Raw genomic sequence first — 15,975 nt, forward strand, 5'->3', positions numbered from 1 at the left:
TTTCATGCTCGAAGTCAAGGATCTTCACGTCACGGTCGAAGACAAGGCCATCCTCAAGGGTCTCAACCTGACGGTACAGCCCGGCGAAGTCCACGCCATCATGGGCCCCAACGGCGCTGGCAAGTCCACCCTGTCCGCGGTCATCGCGGGCAAGGATGGCTACGAAGTCACCCAGGGCAGCATCCTGTTCGAAGGCCAGGACGTGCTCGAGATGGAGATCGAGGAGCGCGCCCGCGCCGGCCTGCTGCTGGGTTTCCAGTACCCGATCGAGATTCCCGGGGTGAAGAACATCTATCTGCTCAAGGCCGCGCTCAACGCCGCGCGTGAAGCGCGTGGCGAGGGCGAGATCCCGGCGCCGGAGTTCATGAAGCTGGTGCGCGAGAAGAGCGCCGAGATGCAGATGGACCCCAGCTTTCTGCAGCGCGCGGTCAACGAAGGCTTCTCCGGCGGTGAGAAGAAGCGCAACGAGATCCTGCAGATGCTGGTGCTGCAGCCCAAACTGGCGATGCTCGACGAGATCGACTCGGGTCTCGACATCGACGCCATGAAGGTGGTCGCCAAGGGCGTCAACTCGTTGCGCAGCGCCGATCGCGCGATCCTGCTGGTGACCCACTACCAGCGTCTGCTCAACCATATCGAGCCGGATCGGGTCCACGTGCTGGTCGACGGCCGTATCGTCAAGAGCGGCGACAAGAGTCTGGCGCTCGAACTCGAAGCGCGCGGTTACGACTGGGTACTGGAGGAGTCCGTCGCATGAGTGCACCGGAACGCTTTCTCGAGCGTCTGAACGCGCGTCGCGAGAACGATCCGAGCTGGGTGGCGGCGCGGCGCCAGGCCGGCGCGGCGCGCTTCGCGGCGGTCGGTTTCCCGACTCGGCGCGACGAGGCGTGGAAGTACACTGACGTACGTGCTATTGCCGAGGGTGATTTCGCCCTGGCCACGGACGCCGAGTTCTCGGCCGAGCGCCTGGCCGCCTGCGCGCTCGAACTCGACGCCCACCGCCTGGTACTGGTCGATGGCCGCTTCAACGCCGAGCTGTCGTCGCTCGACGCGCTGCCCGCCGGCGTCAGCGTGACGCCGCTGTCGCAGGCACTGGAAAGTAATCATGAGCAGGTCGGTGGTAGCCTTGGGCGTCTGGCCGGGGTCGACTTCTCCGCCTTCACCGCGCTCAATACCGCGTTTGCCGACGAAGGCGCGGTAGTGCGTCTGGCACCGGGCACGGTGGTCGACAAGCCGATCTACGTGGTGCTGATTTCGCGCGCCAACGAGCAAGCGGTGATGAGCCATCCGCGGGTGCTGATCGAGGCCGGCGCGCGCAGCGAAGCGACGGTGATCGAGCACTACACCGGCGAAGAGGGCGCGGCCAACTTCACCAACGTGGTGACCGAGGCGCTGCTCGAACGCGGTGCCATCGTCAATCACTACAAGCTGCAGGAGGCCGCTTCCGGACCTGCACGTGGCCAGCATCCATGCCGACCAGGGCCGCGACAGCCGCTTCAACTCGTTCAATCTGAATCTGGGCGGCAGCCTGGTACGTACCGATCTGGTCACCGATCTCAACGCCGAGGGTGCCGAGGCGGCCTACTACGGGCTGTTCTTCCTGCAGGGGCGTCAGCACGTCGACAACCACACCCTGGTCAACCACAACGCGCCGCGGACCTTCTCCAACGAGAGCTACAAGGGCATCCTCGACGACCGCTCCCACGGCGTATTCAACGGCAAGGTGTACGTCAAGAAGGACGCCCAGCAGATCGAGGCGTACCAGAACAACGCCAACCTGCTGCTGTCGGATCGCGCCGAGATCGATACCAAGCCGGAGCTGGTGATCTACGCCGACGACGTCAAGTGCTCCCATGGTGCCACCACCGGTCAGCTCGACGAGGACGCGGTCTATGCGCTGCGTACCCGCGGTATCGACGCAGCGATGGCGCGGGGCCTGCTGACCCTGGCCTTCGCCGGCGAGGTGATGGAGCAGGTCAAGCTCAGCGAGATTGCCGAGCGCGTCGAGCGCGCGGTGGCTGGGCGCCTGCCGGAACGCTTCAATCTGGCCGATCTGGTCGAGACCGCCGAGGCGGTACAGGAGGCTTGATGACCGCGATCACCGATTTGACCCTGGATCTGGCCGCGGTGCGCCGTGACTTCCCCATCCTGGAGCGGGAAGTTCACGGCAAGCCGCTGATCTATCTCGATAACGCGGCGACCAGCCAGACACCCACGGCGGTGATCGAGAGTTTGAGCGACTACTATCGCCGCTACAATGCCAACATCCACCGTGGGCTGCACACCCTGGCCGACGAGGCGACCGCTGCCTACGAGGGCGCACGGGCGCGGATCCAGACCCACCTCAACGCCTTCGAGCCGCGCGAGATCGTTCACCCGCGGCACCACCGAAGCGATCAACCTGGTCGCCAACAGCTGGGGGCGCGCCAACCTCCAGCCGGGTGACGAGGTGCTGGTATCGCTGATGGAGCACCACTCCAATATCGTGCCGTGGCAGCTACTGGCGCAGGCGCTGGGGATCGTGGTGCGGGTGATTCCGGTGGACGAGCGCGGCGTGCTCGACCTCGCCGCCTACCGTGATCTGCTCGGCGAGCGTACCCGACTGGTCTGCGTCAACCATGTCTCCAACGCCTTGGGTACGGTCAACCCAGTGGCCGAGATGGCACGCGACGCCCACGCCCACGGTGCCCTGATCCTGGTCGACGGTGCTCAGGCGCTGCCACATCAGCGGGTTGACGTGCAGGCCCTGGATGTCGATTTCTACGCCTTCTCCGGGCACAAGGTCTACGGTCCCATGGGCATCGGCGCGCTCTACGCCCGGGCGTCGCTGCTGGAGGCGATGCCCCCATGGCAGGGCGGCGGCGAGATGATTTCGCGGGTCTCCTTCGACCGTGGCACCGAGTTCGCTGCCATCCCCCATCGTTTCGAGGCGGGGACGCCGGCGGTACCCGAGGCGATCGCTCTGGGCGCGGCGCTCGACTGGATCGACGGCGTCGGTATCGAGCGTCTGGCGGCGTGGGAACAGTGGCTGCTGGCACACGCCACCCAGAAGCTCGAGGGTATCGATGGGCTGCGGATCATCGGCACCGCGCCGGACAAGGCGAGCGTGATCTCGTTCGTCGTCGATGGCGCCCACGCTCAGGACATCGGGCTGCTGATCGATCAACTGGGCGTGGCGATCCGTACCGGCCACCACTGCGCCCAGCCGCTGCTTCAGCACTTCGGGGTCGAGGCGACCTGTCGCGCCTCGCTGGCGGTGTACAACACGCCGGAGGAGGTCGACGCTTTCGTCGAGGCATTGCAGCGGGTGCTGGGGATGCTGCGCTGATGGCGATAGAGACGAAGCACGGACTCTACAAGGGGCAGGAGATGCCCCTGCAGCGGGATGTCGAGGTGATCTCGATTCCCTTTGGCAAGACTATCACGCTGCCCGAGGACAGCGTGGTGGCGGTGATGCAGGCCAAAGGGAGTTCGGTGAGCGTCTCCTTCGAGGGACGGCTCTATCTGATCGAGGGCCAGGATCTCGATGCCCTGGGATTGACACCGACACCGCGGCCGACGCTCGACCCGGAGGCCTCCGAGGAGGAGATGGAGGCCTTCGTGTGGGAGCAGCTGCGCACCTGCTTCGATCCCGAGATTCCGGTCAATATCGTCGAGCTGGGGCTGGTCTATGGCTGCCGTATCGAGCGTCTGCTCAACGGCGAGCGCATGGTGACCATCCGCATGACCCTGACCGCGCCCGGCTGCGGGATGGGCGACGTGATCGCCGAGGATGCCCGGCGCAAGATCCTGGGCGCGCCGCAGTTCTCCAAAGTGCACGTGGAAATCGTTTTCGATCCCCTTGGAGCCGTGAGATGATGAGCGAAGAGGCGCGCTGGAACTGGGCATGTTCTGAACTGGCCTGGCGCGGGCACCACGATTGGCCTTGAGCGTGCGAGGGTGGCGCGCTCGCGCAGACGTGTCGACTTTCCGACAAGGCAACGACCGCAAGACGAACGCAAGATGCAGATCGACACCGACTCTCGCCGCTTAGCCTGCTGTTTCCGACCCTGCTATCTTCTCATAGAGGCGACCGTCGACGGTCGCTTCGCTGTCTATGTGGCCGCGGCGCACTATGCTGCGGTTACTGAAGGGCCTGCTCAAGACGCTGCTGGCCGGGCTTTTGCTGCTCGTTCTCGGTGTCGTCGCGATCAACCTGTGGGTGCTGCACCAGACCCAGTCGCGGATCGAGCACGACGTGCTGCTGTGCCGGTCGCAGCCGGTGGGGCTGGTCTTCGGCACTGCCCAATGGCTGCGGGCGGGTGGGCCCAACCCCTACTACCGGGCACGTATGGAGACCGCCGCGGAGCTGTTGCGCCTCAATCGCGTGCAGCACCTGCTGCTCTCCGGCGATAACCGCACCCGCTACTATAACGAGCCGGTGAGCATGTGGCGTTCGCTGCGTCACCGTAACGTCGAGGACACTCACATGACCCTCGACTACGCCGGATTCAGCACCTTCGATAGCGTGGTACGGGCCAAGGAGGTATTCGGGGCCAAGCGCCTGATGCTGATCTCGCAGGCGTGGCATCTGCCGCCGCGGGCGCTGTTCATCGCTGATGCGTTGGGGCTCGAAGCCACCGGTTGCGCGGTGCCTGACGAAGGGATCGCCGGCGAGTGGCAGCTCAGGCTGCGTGAGTGGCTGGCGCGGGCGGCGACCTTCGGCGATCTCTATCTATGGGGACGCGAGCCCTATTTTCTCGGTCCGCTGGAGCCGATCCAGCTATCGCCGTGAGCCGGGGCCATCCTCTGACCAGAACGGTCTAGGGTCGGTAGGCCGGCCTGTGTCGCAAGGAAGGCGTCAGTCGAGTAGGGGCATTGAAGGCAGGAGGTCGAGCCGCCGCTGGCGGCGGCTCACGGGTCAGCGCTGACGCTGCTGCAGTTTGGTGATCTCGCGGATCAGCGCGCGGCAATTCTTCCAGCAGCGCTCCAGCGCGGGCTCCAGCGGGTCTGGCAGGGGATGGGTGAAGGCGTTGCCCAGCGCCTGCATCAGCACGCGCTCCTGTTCCAATAGCTCACCCAGCAGCACCGCACTGTCATTGCCGACGAAGCTCTTGATGCGGCTCCATAGCCACAGATAGTCGTCGCGCTCGACGTCGGCGTCGCGGGGTAGCATGGCAAGGTGTTCGCGAACCAGGTCCTGCAGCTCGCGCATCGCCGCACCACGTTCCTCGTAATGGGGTTTCAGGGCATTGCGCAGCGCCGGGCGCAGGCGATCGAGATTGTCCTGAAAATAGTCGAGACTGTCGGCCAGCGCCTCCAGGACGCTGTCCATCGCCACCTGGCGATTGTCGAGAACATGTGCGGTCACCTCCTGAGGTGACACAAATTGTGCGGCCGGAAACACTGTTTTTCTACCCCTGCGGGGATAATTTTTTAGGTTTTCCGGCTATTTGTTGAGATTTACGCGTCAGCCATTGGGTTTGGGCGGTGCCTTGCGCGGTGTCGCGGCGTTCTTTTCCAGATGCTCGATGATCTGCCCGGCAATATCCTTGCCGGTGGCGGTCTCGATGCCCTGGAGCCCGGGCGAGGAGTTGACCTCCATGATCACCGGTCCATGGTTGGAGCGCAGCAGGTCGACCCCCGCCACCCGCAAGCCCATCGCCTTGGCCGCGCGGATCGCGGTGGAGCGCTCCTCGGGGTGATACGAATGACGCTGGCGGTGCCGCCGCGATGCAGATTGGAGCGGAATTCGCCCTCGGCGGCCTGGCGTTTCATCGCCGCCACCACCTTGTCGCCGATCACGAAGCAGCGGATATCGGCGCCCTTGGCCTCCTTGATGTACTCCTGCACCATGATATTGGCTTTCATGCCCATGAAAGCCTGGATCACCGACTCTGCCGCCTGGTTGGTCTCGGCCAGCACCACGCCGATGCCCTGGGTACCCTCCAGCAGCTTGATCACCAGCGGTGCGCCCTTGACCATGGTGATCAGATCGGGGATGTCGTCCGGTGAGTGGGCGAACCCGGTCACCGGTAGCCCCAGCCCCTTGCGCGACAGCAGCTGCAGCGAGCGCAGCTTGTCCCGCGAGCGGGTGATCGCCACCGAGTCGTTGAGCACGTAGGTGCTCATCATCTCGAACTGGCGCAGCACCGCGCAGCCGTAGAAGGTCACCGAGGCGCGATCCGCGGCACGATGGCGTCGAAGGCCTCCAGCTCCTGCCCCTTGTAGTGGATCGAAGGGCGGTGCGAGGCGATGTTCATGTAGCAGCGCAGGGTGTCGACGACCCTGACCGTATGGCCCCGCGTCTCGGCGGCCTCGATCAGACGGCGCGTCGAATAGAGATTGCGATTGCGTGACAGGATGCCGATGTGCATGAGCGAGGGCTCCAGAGTGAACGGACCGGCGAGTCAGGGCTCGCCGTGGAGAAAAGCGGCACCGGGGGCGACCAGCAGTCGCCGCATGGCGCGCCGTCCCAGCAACATGGATGCCGCATGTCGCTGCGGTCGGTCAGGGTGAGTTCGATGGGGAAATCCAGGTTACCCAGCACCAGTCGCGTACGAATCACGTAGCGCCACTCCTCCTGGCCGTTGGAGCTTCTGACCTTGCGCCGGTCGTGCAGCGGCTGCAGGCACTCGTGGGCCGGCGTGGCGTGGCCGCTGGTGCGGGTGACGAAGCGCACCCAGGGGTGGCCTTGCCTCGAACGGTTCGATCAGCTCGGCGTGCAGCGCCGAGGTACGGGCGCCGGTATCCGCCTTGCAGAAAAGGTCAGGTCGAGATCGGGCAGCGCGACCATCTCGCGCCGCCCGATCACGCCTTGGCCTGGTAGGGCAGTGCTTTCATGAGCTCAGACGTTCCACTCTGAACGCGCCGGCCGAGGGCAGAGTCCCGCGGCGCCTGGCGCAACATCATCAATATTGGCAGTCTCAGGCGCGGGATCAATGCCAGATCGCGCACCACACGACGAAAGTGAAGCTGCTCGCTCGCCGCCCGACGATCGAGGAACCGCGTCAGCCGTCCTTCATCTTCCAGATGGTGCCAGCCACGTGCCGCCACTGCGACCAGACAGTCGGCCGCCATCAGCTCGTCGTATTCGAGCCACTGCTCCGCCAGGTGCTCACCGTGGCATCGCGACTGCCCAGCAGGGCGCACCGGCAGGGCGCAGTAGCGCTCCAGATCCTGGTCGGCGTGGGCATGCGCCAGGCAGCCGATCAGCGGCGCGTGCAGCGAGGCCGGCAGGTCGCCGGCTCCATCAGATAGCACAGCGGGATCAGCACCTCCCGCGGTAGCCGATCCAGCCGGGGGCGAGGGCGGCGCAGGTCGCAGGGTCGGGGTCGACGACCCGTCCGCCAGCCCTTGCAGCCCTAGCAGCTGCCAGTGGACCTCGGCGTCGCCGGCCAGGTAGCGTGCGGCCAGATCACGCTGGGGCGAGGGCGGCTGCGCAAAGTGGCGCGACAGCCGGGCGTGGAGCAGGGCGCGCTGATGCAGCTCGGGCTCCAGCGCCACCGGGTTGTTCTGCATCAGGTTATCCGGCGCCGACGTATCCAGGGCCTCGCCGCTGGCGCCCAGGGTCAGCAGCAGGCGCTCGAGAAAAGCATCCCGTGACGCCGGGCTGAGCATGCCCTGCTCGTCCAACGGCAAGGTCAGGAACCAGACCACCGGATCGGCGCCCGCCGCCGGCCAGCGCAGGGCGCAGGCGAACTGCGCCTGGGCGTTCCACGGCAGCGGCCAGGCCTGGCGCTCGCGCTCGAACGCCTCGAAGGTATCGTGGGTCAGCGGCGCCACGCGCCGGCCCAGGCTCGCGAGCGCCACCTCGGCGCCGCTCTGGGCGAAAAAGTCGCTCAGCGTCTGCATCGATCGTCGCTAGCCAGTGAAGAGAGGCGCGCACTGTAACGCGCCTGCCCGGGAGTGAACAGAGGCTGGCCAAAAATTGAGCATGCCTCGGGATATCTCGTGGTGAGCCGCCAAGGGCGATCTGTTCAGAGTTTATCCACAGTCTCTTTCAAGGTATCTGTGAGCAACCCGAATGGGTCACAATAGGTGTGCAACGACACCGGGGCGGTGCTGCCGGAGCGCGCGATAGGTCCGCCATCGCAGCAGCGGCCACGGGCGCTGACGGCGAACCGCCTCGGACCCCGGCAAGCAAGGAGCCCGAATGACTTCACATGATGCGCTGGCGCAGGCGCTGCGCCAGCTGGAGAGTGCACTGGACGAGGCCGAGCTGTGGGAGGTATCCGCGCCACCGGCAGGCGCCTTCGATAGCCAGCAGCCATTTTGCGTCGATAGCATGACGCTGCCTCAGTGGCTGCGCTATGTGTTCGTGGCACGACTCCAGGCGCTGGTGGACGCGCGCGCGCCACTGCCCGCCAAGTGCGAGGTGGCGCCGGCACTGGAAGTATGGCTGAAGGACGTCTCGGGACCACACAAGACGGTGGTGGTTGAGGCGCTGCAGAGAGTGGATCGGCTCGTCACCGAAGGGTGATGCCCGTTACCCTGCAAGACGAGCGGGCATAAAAAAACCGGGCCATTGGCCCGGTTTTTGTCGCTCTGGTGACGCTTAGAAGCGCAGCATCGCGCCGGCACCCACGGTGACCGGGTCGAGGTCGATGTCGCGGCCGCCGCTGATGTCGGCGCTGACGTCGGTGTACTGGGCGAAGGCGTTGAAGCCGAAGTTCTGGGTCACGTTGAGGTCGACACCCAGTTCGCCCGTGGCGCCCCAGGAGTCGTCGACGCTACCCACGCCGCTCTCGCTGGAGAACGTGGTGTAGTTGACGCCGACGCCTGCGTACGGCTGCACGCGGGAATCCATGCCACCCAGCGGGTAGTACTGCGCCATCAGGTTGACCGGAACCTGCTTGAAGGTGCCGCCTTCGGCGTGGATCTTGGTTTCGGTCATGGAGCTCAGCTCTACGCCCAGCTTGTCGTGGAACATGTAGCCGAGACCCAGGTAGGCGCCGGTGTCGCTGTCGGCGTAGCCGGTGTCGACGTCGGTCTTGGCAACGCCGGCACGGGCGAAGAAATCACCAGCGCCGTAGGCGAATGCAGCCTGGGTTCCGAATGCGCAAGCGCCGGCAACAACCATGGCAGAGAACAGTTTGGTCTTGGTCATGATCAAGGACTCCTTTCTTTACATCATGCAGCCGTATTACCGGCCTTCACATTCTATGAGACAACGGGGGAGATGATAGGAAACGCTGTTCTATAAGTCCAGTAAAATTTTGAAACAGTGTTTTCTTGTTAACCGGACGAAGGGCACGCGCTTGTCCCGCGTGTCCTCTCAGTAAACCTAGTAGCTGTGCGAAGGTTACGCCAGCGTCTCGTCGCGACGCCTCTTCTGCGCTGACCAGGCGTTGACGTGCGGGCACGAAAAAGGGCCCCCGCAGGAGCCCTTGATCTTGGCGGTCGAGCACGCTCAGCGCGTGATCTGACGGTACTCGCCGGCGTCGCTGGTCATGCGGCTCACCAGCACGATGGCGAGGAAGGAGGCGATGAAGCCGGGAATGATCTCGTAGACGCCCGGCCCCCCCAGGAACGAGCTGCTGAAGCCCAGCGCGATCCACACGATCACCGTCAGCGCGCCTACCACCATGCCGGCGATGGCGCCGGCGCCGTTGGTCCGCGACCACATCAGCGAGAGCAGGATCAGCGGGCCGAAGGCGGCGCCGAACCCGGCCCAGGCGTTGCTGACCAGACCCAGTACCTGGGAGTCGGGGTTGGAGGCGATGATCGCTGCCACCACGCCCACCGCGACCACGCTCAGGCGGCCAATGGTGACGGTCTCTTTCTCGCTCGCCTCCTTGCGCAGGAACAGTCGGTAGAAGTCCTCGGTGAGCGACGAGGAGGCCACCAGCAGTTGGCTGGAGATGGTGCTCATGATCGCCGCCAGCAATGCCGCGTAGAGGAAGCCGGTGATCAGCGGATGGAACAGCAGGTTGGAGAGGATGATGAAGATCGTCTCCGGGTCCTGCACGTCGAGGCCGTTACGAATCGCATAGGCGCGGCCGAAGATACCGACCGAGATCGCGCCGACCAGCGAGATGAACATCCAGCTCATGCCGATGTTACGCGCCGTGGGCACGTCCTTGACCGAGCGGATCGCCATGAAGCGCACAATGATGTGCGGCTGCCCGAAGTAGCCCAGGCCCCAGGTCACTGCGGAGAGCCAGCCGACGATGGTTAGACCGTCGGTCCAGGAAAGCAGCGTGGGATCGACCTGGTTGAGCGTCTGCTGGGCCTGGCTGAAGCCGCCGCCGCCCTCGCCGAAGAGCACTACTGCGGGCATGATCACCAGCGCCAGCATCATGATGCAGCCCTGGACGAAGTCGGTCATGCTCACCGCCAGGAAACCGCCGACCACGGTATAGATCAGCACCACCCCGAGGGTGAGGATCACCCCGGTGGCGTAGTCGCTCAGCCCACCGATGTCGATGACGCCGGCAAAGGCGCTCTCGAACAGCTTGCCACCGGCCACGAGACCCGAAGCGGTGTAGACCGAGAAGAACACCACGATGACGATGGCCGAGACCGTTCGCAGCGACAGCGCACGGGTCGGGAAACGGTTGGCCAGAAACGCCGGAATGGTGATGGCGTTGCCGTAGTGCACGGTCTGCTCGCGTAGCCTGGGGGCCACCAGCAGCCAGTTGAAGAAGGCGCCGACGAACAGGCCGATACCGATCCATGCCGAGGCCAGACCGGAGACGAACATCGCTCCGGGCAGGCCCAGCAGCAGCCAGCCGCTCATGTCCGAGGCGCCGGCCGAGAGCGCGGCGACCTGCGGGCTCAGGGTACGTCCCCCGAGCATGTAGTCTTCGGAAGTGGCAGTGGACGTGCGCATGGCGTAGAGGCCAATGGCGATCATGAGCACGAAGTAGGCACACAGGCTGATCCAGACACCGATAGCCATAGAAGCGTCTCCTGTTACGTAGTTATTAGGCTGGAGGGGATAGAAGTCGATCGAGGACGCCGACGCGGCTTGCTTCGGTCTCCGCGATCGACGGGCGCTAGGCCGGAGCGCGGCTCCGGCAGCTCAGCGATCGTCACTCGGGTCGCCGTCGCATCAGCAGGCGCGCAGCGACGTCCTCGGGTGAGCACGCCTCCCACCCGCGCGCGTCGCGGGGGGAGTATATCGGTTGCTGTTGTTGTCGGGGACGGCCGAGTGCGGTCGAGCATGAGCGATTTCCTTCTCGGTTGATCACCCGGGGCGCCGGGTTCAGTCGTCGCCCATGGCCAGCAGCGAGGCATTGCCGCCCAGCGCCGCGGTATTGATGGTGCGTGTCTTCTCGGTGGCAAAGCGCAGCAGGTAGTGCGGGCCGCCGGCCTTGGGGCCGGTACCCGAGAAGCCCTGACCGCCGAAGGGCTGCACGCCGACCACTGCACCGATGATGTCACGGTTGACGTAGACGTTGCCGACGCGAATGCGACTGGCGACATAGTCGGTGAAGCTCTCGTTGCGGCTGTGGACACCGAAGGTCAAACCGAAGCCCTTGGCGTTGATGGCGTCGATGACCGCATCGAGCTTGTCGGCAGGGTAGCGGGCGATGTGCAGCAGCGGACCGAACTGCTCGCTCTCCATCGACGCGATGCCGTCGATCCGAAACGCCATCGGCGCGACGAAGGTGCCGTTGTCGGTGTGTGCCGGATCGAGCTCGGCCTCGGCCAGCAGGCGACCTTCGGCCTTCATCTTCTCGACATGCGCGAGCAGCCCCTCGCGGGCCTCTTCGTCGATCACCGGGCCGACATCGGTACCCAGGTCGCGCGGGTCGCCGATACGCAGCTCCGCCATCGCCCCGCGCAGAATCTCGATCACGCGATCGGCGATGTCATCCTGCAGATAGAGCACGCGCAGCGCCGAGCAGCGCTGGCCCGCGCTCTGGAAGGCGGAATGGACGACGTCCGCGACGACCTGTTCGGGCAGTGCGGTGGAGTCGACGATCATGGCGTTCATGCCGCCGGTCTCGGCGATCAGCGTGGGCAGGGGCGCATTGTCGCGCGCCGCCAGGGCGCGATTGATGATCTGCGCGGTGCCGGTGGAGCCGGTGAAGACCACGCCAGTGATGCGCGGATCGCTGCTCAGTACGCTGCCCACGGTGGGCCCGTCTCCCGGCAGCAGTTGGACCACGTCACGTGGCATACCGGCCTCGTACAGCAGCTCGATCACGCGGTTGGCGACCAGCGAGGTCTGCTCCGCCGGCTTGGCCACCACGGTGTTGCCGGCGACCGCGGCCGCCACCAGTTGTCCGGTGAAGATCGCCACCGGGAAGTTCCACGGGCTGATCGCCGCGAACACGCCCTTGCCGCCGAGCATCAGCTCGTTGGACTCGCCGGTCGGTCCGGGCAGGCTGGTGGGTTCGGCAAACAGCTTGCGGGCGCGGGCAGCATAGTAGCGGCAGAAGTCGACCGCCTCGCGAATCTCGTCGACGCCGTCGGTGAGCAGTTTACCACCCTCGCGCGAGCACAGTGTCATCAGCTCCGCCAGGTGCGTCTCCATCAGGTCGGCATGACGCTCGAGGATTGCGGCACGCTCTTCGACCGGGGTCTCGCTCCAGCGCGGGAAGGCCTGCCAGGCGATCTCTACTGCCTGCTCGGCCTGGTCGCGGGTCGCCCACTGCACGCTGCCCACTACCTGGCGCCGGTCGAAGGGGCTGGTGACGCGCTGGCGCTGGGCGTCGTCATCGCTGACCTCGACCCCGAGCAGCGGCTTGGCGTGGTAGTCGCGATCCATGAAATCGTTCATGCGCGCGATCAGCGGCTGGTATTCACTGTTGATGTTCAAGTTCACGCCTTTGGAGTTCTTGCGGGCCGGGCCATAGATGTCCTGGGGCAGCGCAATGCGCGGGTGGCATGGTGTCGTGATAGGCCAGGGTGGCGACCGGGTGGACGCACAGCGACTCCACCGGCACGCGTGGATCGACAGCTGGTGCACGAACGAGGAGTTGGCGCCGTTCTCCAGCAGCCGGCGTACCAGATACGGCAGCAGATCCTTGTGCGCGCCGACCGGGGCGTAGATGCGGCAGTAGGTGCCCTCGGGGGCGCGCTTGAGCGCCGCCTCGTAGAGCGCTTCGCCCATGCCATGCAGACGCTGGAACTCGAACGCGCGATCGCCTCGTTGGCCAGCTCCAGAATTGCGTGATGGTGTGGGCGTTGTGCGTCGCGAACTGCGGGAAGATCCGCCCGCGGGTGTTCTCGGAGAGCAGGAACTTGGCGCAGGCGAGGTAGGCCACGTCGGTACACGCCTTGCGCGTGTAGACCGGATAGCCGGCCACGCCGAGCTTCTGCGACTCCTTGATCTCGGTATCCCAGTAGGCGCCCTTGACCAGCCGCAGCGGGATCTCGTCGCCCTGCTGGTCGGCCAGCTGATTGACGTAGTGGAGCACCGTGAGGCAGCGCTTGGAGTAGGCCTGCACGACCAGACCGAAATGGCCCCAGCCGCGACACGCGTCGCTTTCGAAGACGCGCGGAAGACCTCCAGCGAAAGCTCCAGGCGGTCGACCTCCTCGGCATCGATGGTCGTGCCACCTGCCGCTCGCGGGCCATCTCGACCAGTTGCTTGACCGTACCGACCAACTCCTCGAGCACCTGGGTGCGGCGACCGAACTCATAGCGCGGATGCAGTGCCGAGACGCTTGATCGAGACCGAGGCGCCGGCGTCTTGGCGTCCAGGCGGCGCTGGTCTCGCCGACCTGGCGGATGGCCGCAGCGTAGTCGTCGAAGTAGCGCCGGGCGTCGCACGCGTGCGCGCGGCCTCGCCGAGCATATCGTAGGAGTAGGTGTAGCCCTTGTTGAACAGCGGTTTGGAGCGCTTCAGCGCTTCATCGATAGTGCGTCCCAGCACGAACTGCTGGCCCATGATCTTCATCGCCTGATACATGGCGCTGCGAATCACCGGCTCGCCCATGCGGTTGACCATGCGATTGATGAAGTTGGCCGGCTTGCCGTCGCGGGGCTTGTCGAGCTGGATCACGTTGCCGGTCATCAGCAGGCCCCAGGTGGAGGCGTTGACGAACCACGACTCGCTCTGGCCGACATAGCGCTTCCAGTCCGCGACTCCGAGCTTGTCTTCGATCAGCGCATCGGCGGTTGCCTTGTCGGGCACGCGCAGCAGCGCTTCGGCCAGACACATCAGCAGCACCCCCTCCTGGGTGTCGAGGCTGTACTGCTGCAGCAGCTCGTCGATCGAGTCGACCGCCGTGTCCATCTCGCGCACGTCGTGCACCAGCTCGGCGGTCTTGTCGCCGATGCGCTTGAACTCGGCCTGGTCGGCCCCCAGCAGGGTGACCAGTTCCGCAACGTAGGCGTCCTCGGCGACGATATAGTGTTCGCTGATCCGGGCGAACAGCTCGTCGAGCGAGGTCTGCCACGTTTCGGGCTTCAACATCTGATCGGCTTTTAACATTGTTCAACCCCTGAATGGACATCGGCGGGACGTGTGATCGCCTGTCACCAGGCGAGCGTCTCCGGCACGGAGGGAAGGATGGTGGGTGACTCTAGCGTGAAACAGAGCGCGGCGACTTGCCAATTCCGCGGAGAGATTTGTCACAAATCCGGGGTGGCGAACCCTCGAGGAGGTCGTCGACCGCGCTGCAGTCGACGACGTTAGACCAAAGTCTGACGGCGCAGCGTGACCGGCGGATAGCCGAAGTGGCGGCGAAAGGCGTGGCTCAGGCCGCTCTGATTGGCGAACCCGGTACGCTCGGCGATCTCCGACAGCGGCGTGTCCGACGTGGTGACCAGGTGCCGCGCCGCTTCCAGGCGTTGGCGCATGACGAACTGATAGGGTGAAAGACCGGTCTGCTGGCTGGCGGAAGCGCTCGCTGAAATGGGCCTCACTGAGACAAGCGACCCGAGCCAGCTCGGCGACGCTGATGCGTCGGTCGAGATGGGCATGCACGAAACGCTCCAGACGCGCCACGTCGAGCGTGCGCGCCAGGCGCGAAGAGACCGACTCGGCTGGATCACGCCGCGCCTCGAGGGAGCTCAGCAGGGTAGTGATCAACAGCTCACCCGGGGCATGCTGCGGGCGCGCCATTTCGTGGAGCAGAAACTGAATGAAGTGCTGCAACGACTCGTCGAGGCTGAAGTAGCCGGGGCGATCGAATAGCCGCCGCAGCTCGCGTTGGCTGCCAGTGAGCGAGGCGGCGTCGTCGGGCAGATCGATGATCAGTTGCCGGTTATCGCCGATGCCTTCGTAGTAGTGCTCGACGTTGGCCGGCACCAGGCACCCTGATAGTGGAGCCACCACGCCGCCATGGCCGCCGACCTCGAACTCGGCATAGCCGGAAAGTCCGATCACGATCTGATGGTAGTCGTGGTGGTGATGCTGGATCGCGTTGTCCAGCGGGGCCAGGCGGATGGTATCGGTCATACTGCGCTCCGCCGGCTCACGCCGAGTACTCGCCCTGGTTCAGGGCCTGATGGGCGGCGAGATGGCGCGCAGCGCGCTCAGCCTTCGCGACCCTGACGCGAGAACAGCGAACCACCCTGAGCCACCTGCCAGGGGCGGCCATGGGTTTCCATCAGGTGCTGACAGCGGCGGCGCAGATTTTCCAGATAGGCATCGTGGCGGATGGGGTAACCGATGACACTGTCCCAGCGCGCCTGATCGGCACGGTTGTCGAGCACGGCGTCGAACAGCGCGATCAGATCCTCGGCGCCGGTGCGATAGCGCGGCGTGCGCGATAGCATCAGCGCGGCCACTGTGCCCAGGCTCACCACTAGACAAACGGCGAAGACAATAAAGAAAAGCTGCACGAGGATGCTCCCGGCGGCGGAATTCCCAAGACCTGCGACCAGGGCAGCAGTCTATCACGCCCGCCGCTGTCAGCCCCAGCGTTACGCCATCGGTCCGCCTGGGCAGGGAAATGTCGGGCGGCACGGAAGGGCGTGTCGAGAGCACAAGAAACCGCGGGAAACAATTTTTGATGTCGGCGCCGCCGACGGCCCGAAGGGTGACTGCCAGGGAAAGTGGCCACCAAAAAAAGTCGCCGCGCAGTGAGCGCG

At 65.3% G+C, this 15,975-nt stretch carries 11 protein-coding genes and 8 pseudogenes; 7 read left to right on the forward strand and 12 right to left on the reverse strand.

What is annotated here, in order from left to right:
• The first annotated feature begins 4 nt into the window (after positions 1 to 4).
• The 5 genes and pseudogenes from sufC to CN538_RS13970 all read left to right on the forward strand — a co-directional run bounded on the left by sufC (position 5) and on the right by CN538_RS13970 (position 4,774).
• Positions 5 to 757 carry a Fe-S cluster assembly ATPase SufC gene (gene sufC, locus CN538_RS13950; RefSeq protein WP_106419831.1) on the forward strand — a complete coding sequence of 251 codons (753 nt, stop codon included), beginning with the start codon at positions 5 to 7 and terminating at the stop codon, positions 755 to 757.
• Positions 754 to 2,089 (forward strand): annotated as a pseudogene (sufD, locus tag CN538_RS13955) (Fe-S cluster assembly protein SufD). The gene sufC and the pseudogene sufD overlap by 4 nt, the downstream one beginning before the upstream one ends.
• Positions 2,089 to 3,328, forward strand: a pseudogene (locus CN538_RS13960) (SufS family cysteine desulfurase). Before sufD ends, CN538_RS13960 begins: the two co-directional pseudogenes overlap by 1 nt.
• Positions 3,328 to 3,895: pseudogene (gene sufT / locus CN538_RS13965) on the forward strand (putative Fe-S cluster assembly protein SufT). Before CN538_RS13960 ends, sufT begins: the two co-directional pseudogenes overlap by 1 nt.
• Before the next feature lie 219 nt (positions 3,896 to 4,114).
• A complete protein-coding gene (locus CN538_RS13970) occupies positions 4,115 to 4,774 on the forward strand; it encodes a SanA/YdcF family protein (RefSeq protein ID WP_106420659.1) in 660 nt (219 codons plus the stop codon).
• A gap of 126 nt (positions 4,775 to 4,900) precedes the next feature.
• Here the strand turns inward: CN538_RS13970 and CN538_RS13975 are convergent, their stop codons facing one another.
• The 4 genes and pseudogenes from CN538_RS13975 to CN538_RS13990 all read right to left on the reverse strand — a co-directional run.
• A complete protein-coding gene (locus CN538_RS13975) occupies positions 4,901 to 5,314 on the reverse strand; it encodes a hypothetical protein (protein WP_106420660.1) in 414 nt (137 codons plus the stop codon).
• Positions 5,315 to 5,449: 135 nt separating this feature from the next.
• Positions 5,450 to 6,356 (reverse strand): annotated as a pseudogene (gene rimK, locus CN538_RS13980) (30S ribosomal protein S6--L-glutamate ligase).
• Between the two features lie 33 nt (positions 6,357 to 6,389).
• Positions 6,390 to 6,822, reverse strand: a pseudogene (locus tag CN538_RS13985) (ATP-dependent zinc protease family protein).
• A gap of 39 nt (positions 6,823 to 6,861) precedes the next feature.
• Positions 6,862 to 7,833: pseudogene (locus tag CN538_RS13990) on the reverse strand (DUF3549 family protein); the annotation flags it as partial.
• Between the two features lie 301 nt (positions 7,834 to 8,134).
• Between CN538_RS13990 and CN538_RS13995 the strand changes: the two are divergent.
• On the forward strand, positions 8,135 to 8,461 hold the full coding sequence (locus CN538_RS13995) for a YqcC family protein (protein WP_106419833.1): 327 nt from the start codon (positions 8,135 to 8,137) through the stop codon (positions 8,459 to 8,461).
• A gap of 75 nt (positions 8,462 to 8,536) precedes the next feature.
• Here the strand turns inward: CN538_RS13995 and CN538_RS14000 are convergent, their stop codons facing one another.
• The 6 genes and pseudogenes from CN538_RS14000 to CN538_RS23090 all read right to left on the reverse strand — a co-directional run bounded on the left by CN538_RS14000 (position 8,537) and on the right by CN538_RS23090 (position 14,805).
• On the reverse strand, positions 8,537 to 9,088 hold the full coding sequence (locus tag CN538_RS14000) for an OmpW/AlkL family protein (protein ID WP_106419834.1): 552 nt from the start codon (positions 9,086 to 9,088) through the stop codon (positions 8,537 to 8,539).
• Positions 9,089 to 9,391: 303 nt separating this feature from the next.
• Entirely contained in the window at positions 9,392 to 10,882 is a 1,491-nt protein-coding gene (gene putP, locus CN538_RS14005; RefSeq protein WP_106419835.1) for a sodium/proline symporter PutP, read from the reverse strand.
• 306 nt (positions 10,883 to 11,188) lie between these two features.
• A complete protein-coding gene (gene putA, locus CN538_RS14010) occupies positions 11,189 to 13,045 on the reverse strand; it encodes a bifunctional proline dehydrogenase/L-glutamate gamma-semialdehyde dehydrogenase PutA (protein ID WP_277985024.1) in 1,857 nt (618 codons plus the stop codon).
• 106 nt (positions 13,046 to 13,151) lie between these two features.
• Positions 13,152 to 13,577, reverse strand: a pseudogene (locus tag CN538_RS24555) (proline dehydrogenase family protein); the annotation flags it as partial.
• Complete coding sequence (locus CN538_RS23085; protein ID WP_242495127.1) at positions 13,574 to 14,371, reverse strand: hypothetical protein; 798 nt, start codon at positions 14,369 to 14,371, stop codon at positions 13,574 to 13,576. The pseudogene CN538_RS24555 and the gene CN538_RS23085, both read right to left, overlap by 4 nt.
• Before the next feature lie 200 nt (positions 14,372 to 14,571).
• On the reverse strand, positions 14,572 to 14,805 hold the full coding sequence (locus tag CN538_RS23090; protein ID WP_242495129.1) for a helix-turn-helix domain-containing protein: 234 nt from the start codon (positions 14,803 to 14,805) through the stop codon (positions 14,572 to 14,574).
• 55 nt (positions 14,806 to 14,860) lie between these two features.
• Between CN538_RS23090 and CN538_RS23095 the strand changes: the two genes are divergently transcribed.
• Positions 14,861 to 15,076, forward strand: a complete 216-nt coding sequence (locus CN538_RS23095) for a hypothetical protein (RefSeq protein WP_242495132.1) — start codon at positions 14,861 to 14,863, stop codon at positions 15,074 to 15,076.
• Here the strand turns inward: CN538_RS23095 and CN538_RS23100 are convergent.
• Together CN538_RS23100 and CN538_RS14020 are read right to left on the reverse strand one after the other, a co-directional pair.
• Positions 15,005 to 15,340, reverse strand: a pseudogene (locus CN538_RS23100) (cupin domain-containing protein); the annotation flags it as partial. The gene CN538_RS23095 and the pseudogene CN538_RS23100 overlap by 72 nt on opposite strands.
• 77 nt (positions 15,341 to 15,417) lie before the next feature.
• Positions 15,418 to 15,726, reverse strand: coding sequence for a hypothetical protein (locus CN538_RS14020; RefSeq protein WP_106419836.1), 309 nt, complete (start codon positions 15,724 to 15,726; stop codon positions 15,418 to 15,420).
• Positions 15,727 to 15,975 lie beyond the last annotated feature (249 nt).

Origin of the sequence: Salinicola tamaricis (assembly GCF_003006155.1) — a bacterium.
Classification (GTDB): Bacteria; Pseudomonadota; Gammaproteobacteria; order Pseudomonadales; family Halomonadaceae; genus Salinicola; species Salinicola tamaricis.

Excerpts from the sequence above, each read along its gene's own strand:
- putP (WP_106419835.1), bottom strand. The coding sequence starts at position 10,882 with ATGGCTATCGGTGTCTGGATCAGCCTGTGTGCCTACTTCGTGCTCATG.
- CN538_RS13970 (WP_106420659.1), top strand. The coding sequence starts at position 4,115 with ATGCTGCGGTTACTGAAGGGCCTGCTCAAGACGCTGCTGGCCGGGCTT.
- CN538_RS23085 (WP_242495127.1), bottom strand. The coding sequence starts at position 14,371 with ATGTTAAAAGCCGATCAGATGTTGAAGCCCGAAACGTGGCAGACCTCG.
- CN538_RS23095 (WP_242495132.1), top strand. The coding sequence starts at position 14,861 with ATGCACGAAACGCTCCAGACGCGCCACGTCGAGCGTGCGCGCCAGGCG.
- sufC (WP_106419831.1), top strand. The coding sequence starts at position 5 with ATGCTCGAAGTCAAGGATCTTCACGTCACGGTCGAAGACAAGGCCATC.
- putA (WP_277985024.1), bottom strand. The coding sequence starts at position 13,045 with ATGGGCGAAGCGCTCTACGAGGCGGCGCTCAAGCGCGCCCCCGAGGGC.
- CN538_RS14000 (WP_106419834.1), bottom strand. The coding sequence starts at position 9,088 with ATGACCAAGACCAAACTGTTCTCTGCCATGGTTGTTGCCGGCGCTTGC.
- CN538_RS13995 (WP_106419833.1), top strand. The coding sequence starts at position 8,135 with ATGACTTCACATGATGCGCTGGCGCAGGCGCTGCGCCAGCTGGAGAGT.
- CN538_RS13975 (WP_106420660.1), bottom strand. The coding sequence starts at position 5,314 with ATGGACAGCGTCCTGGAGGCGCTGGCCGACAGTCTCGACTATTTTCAG.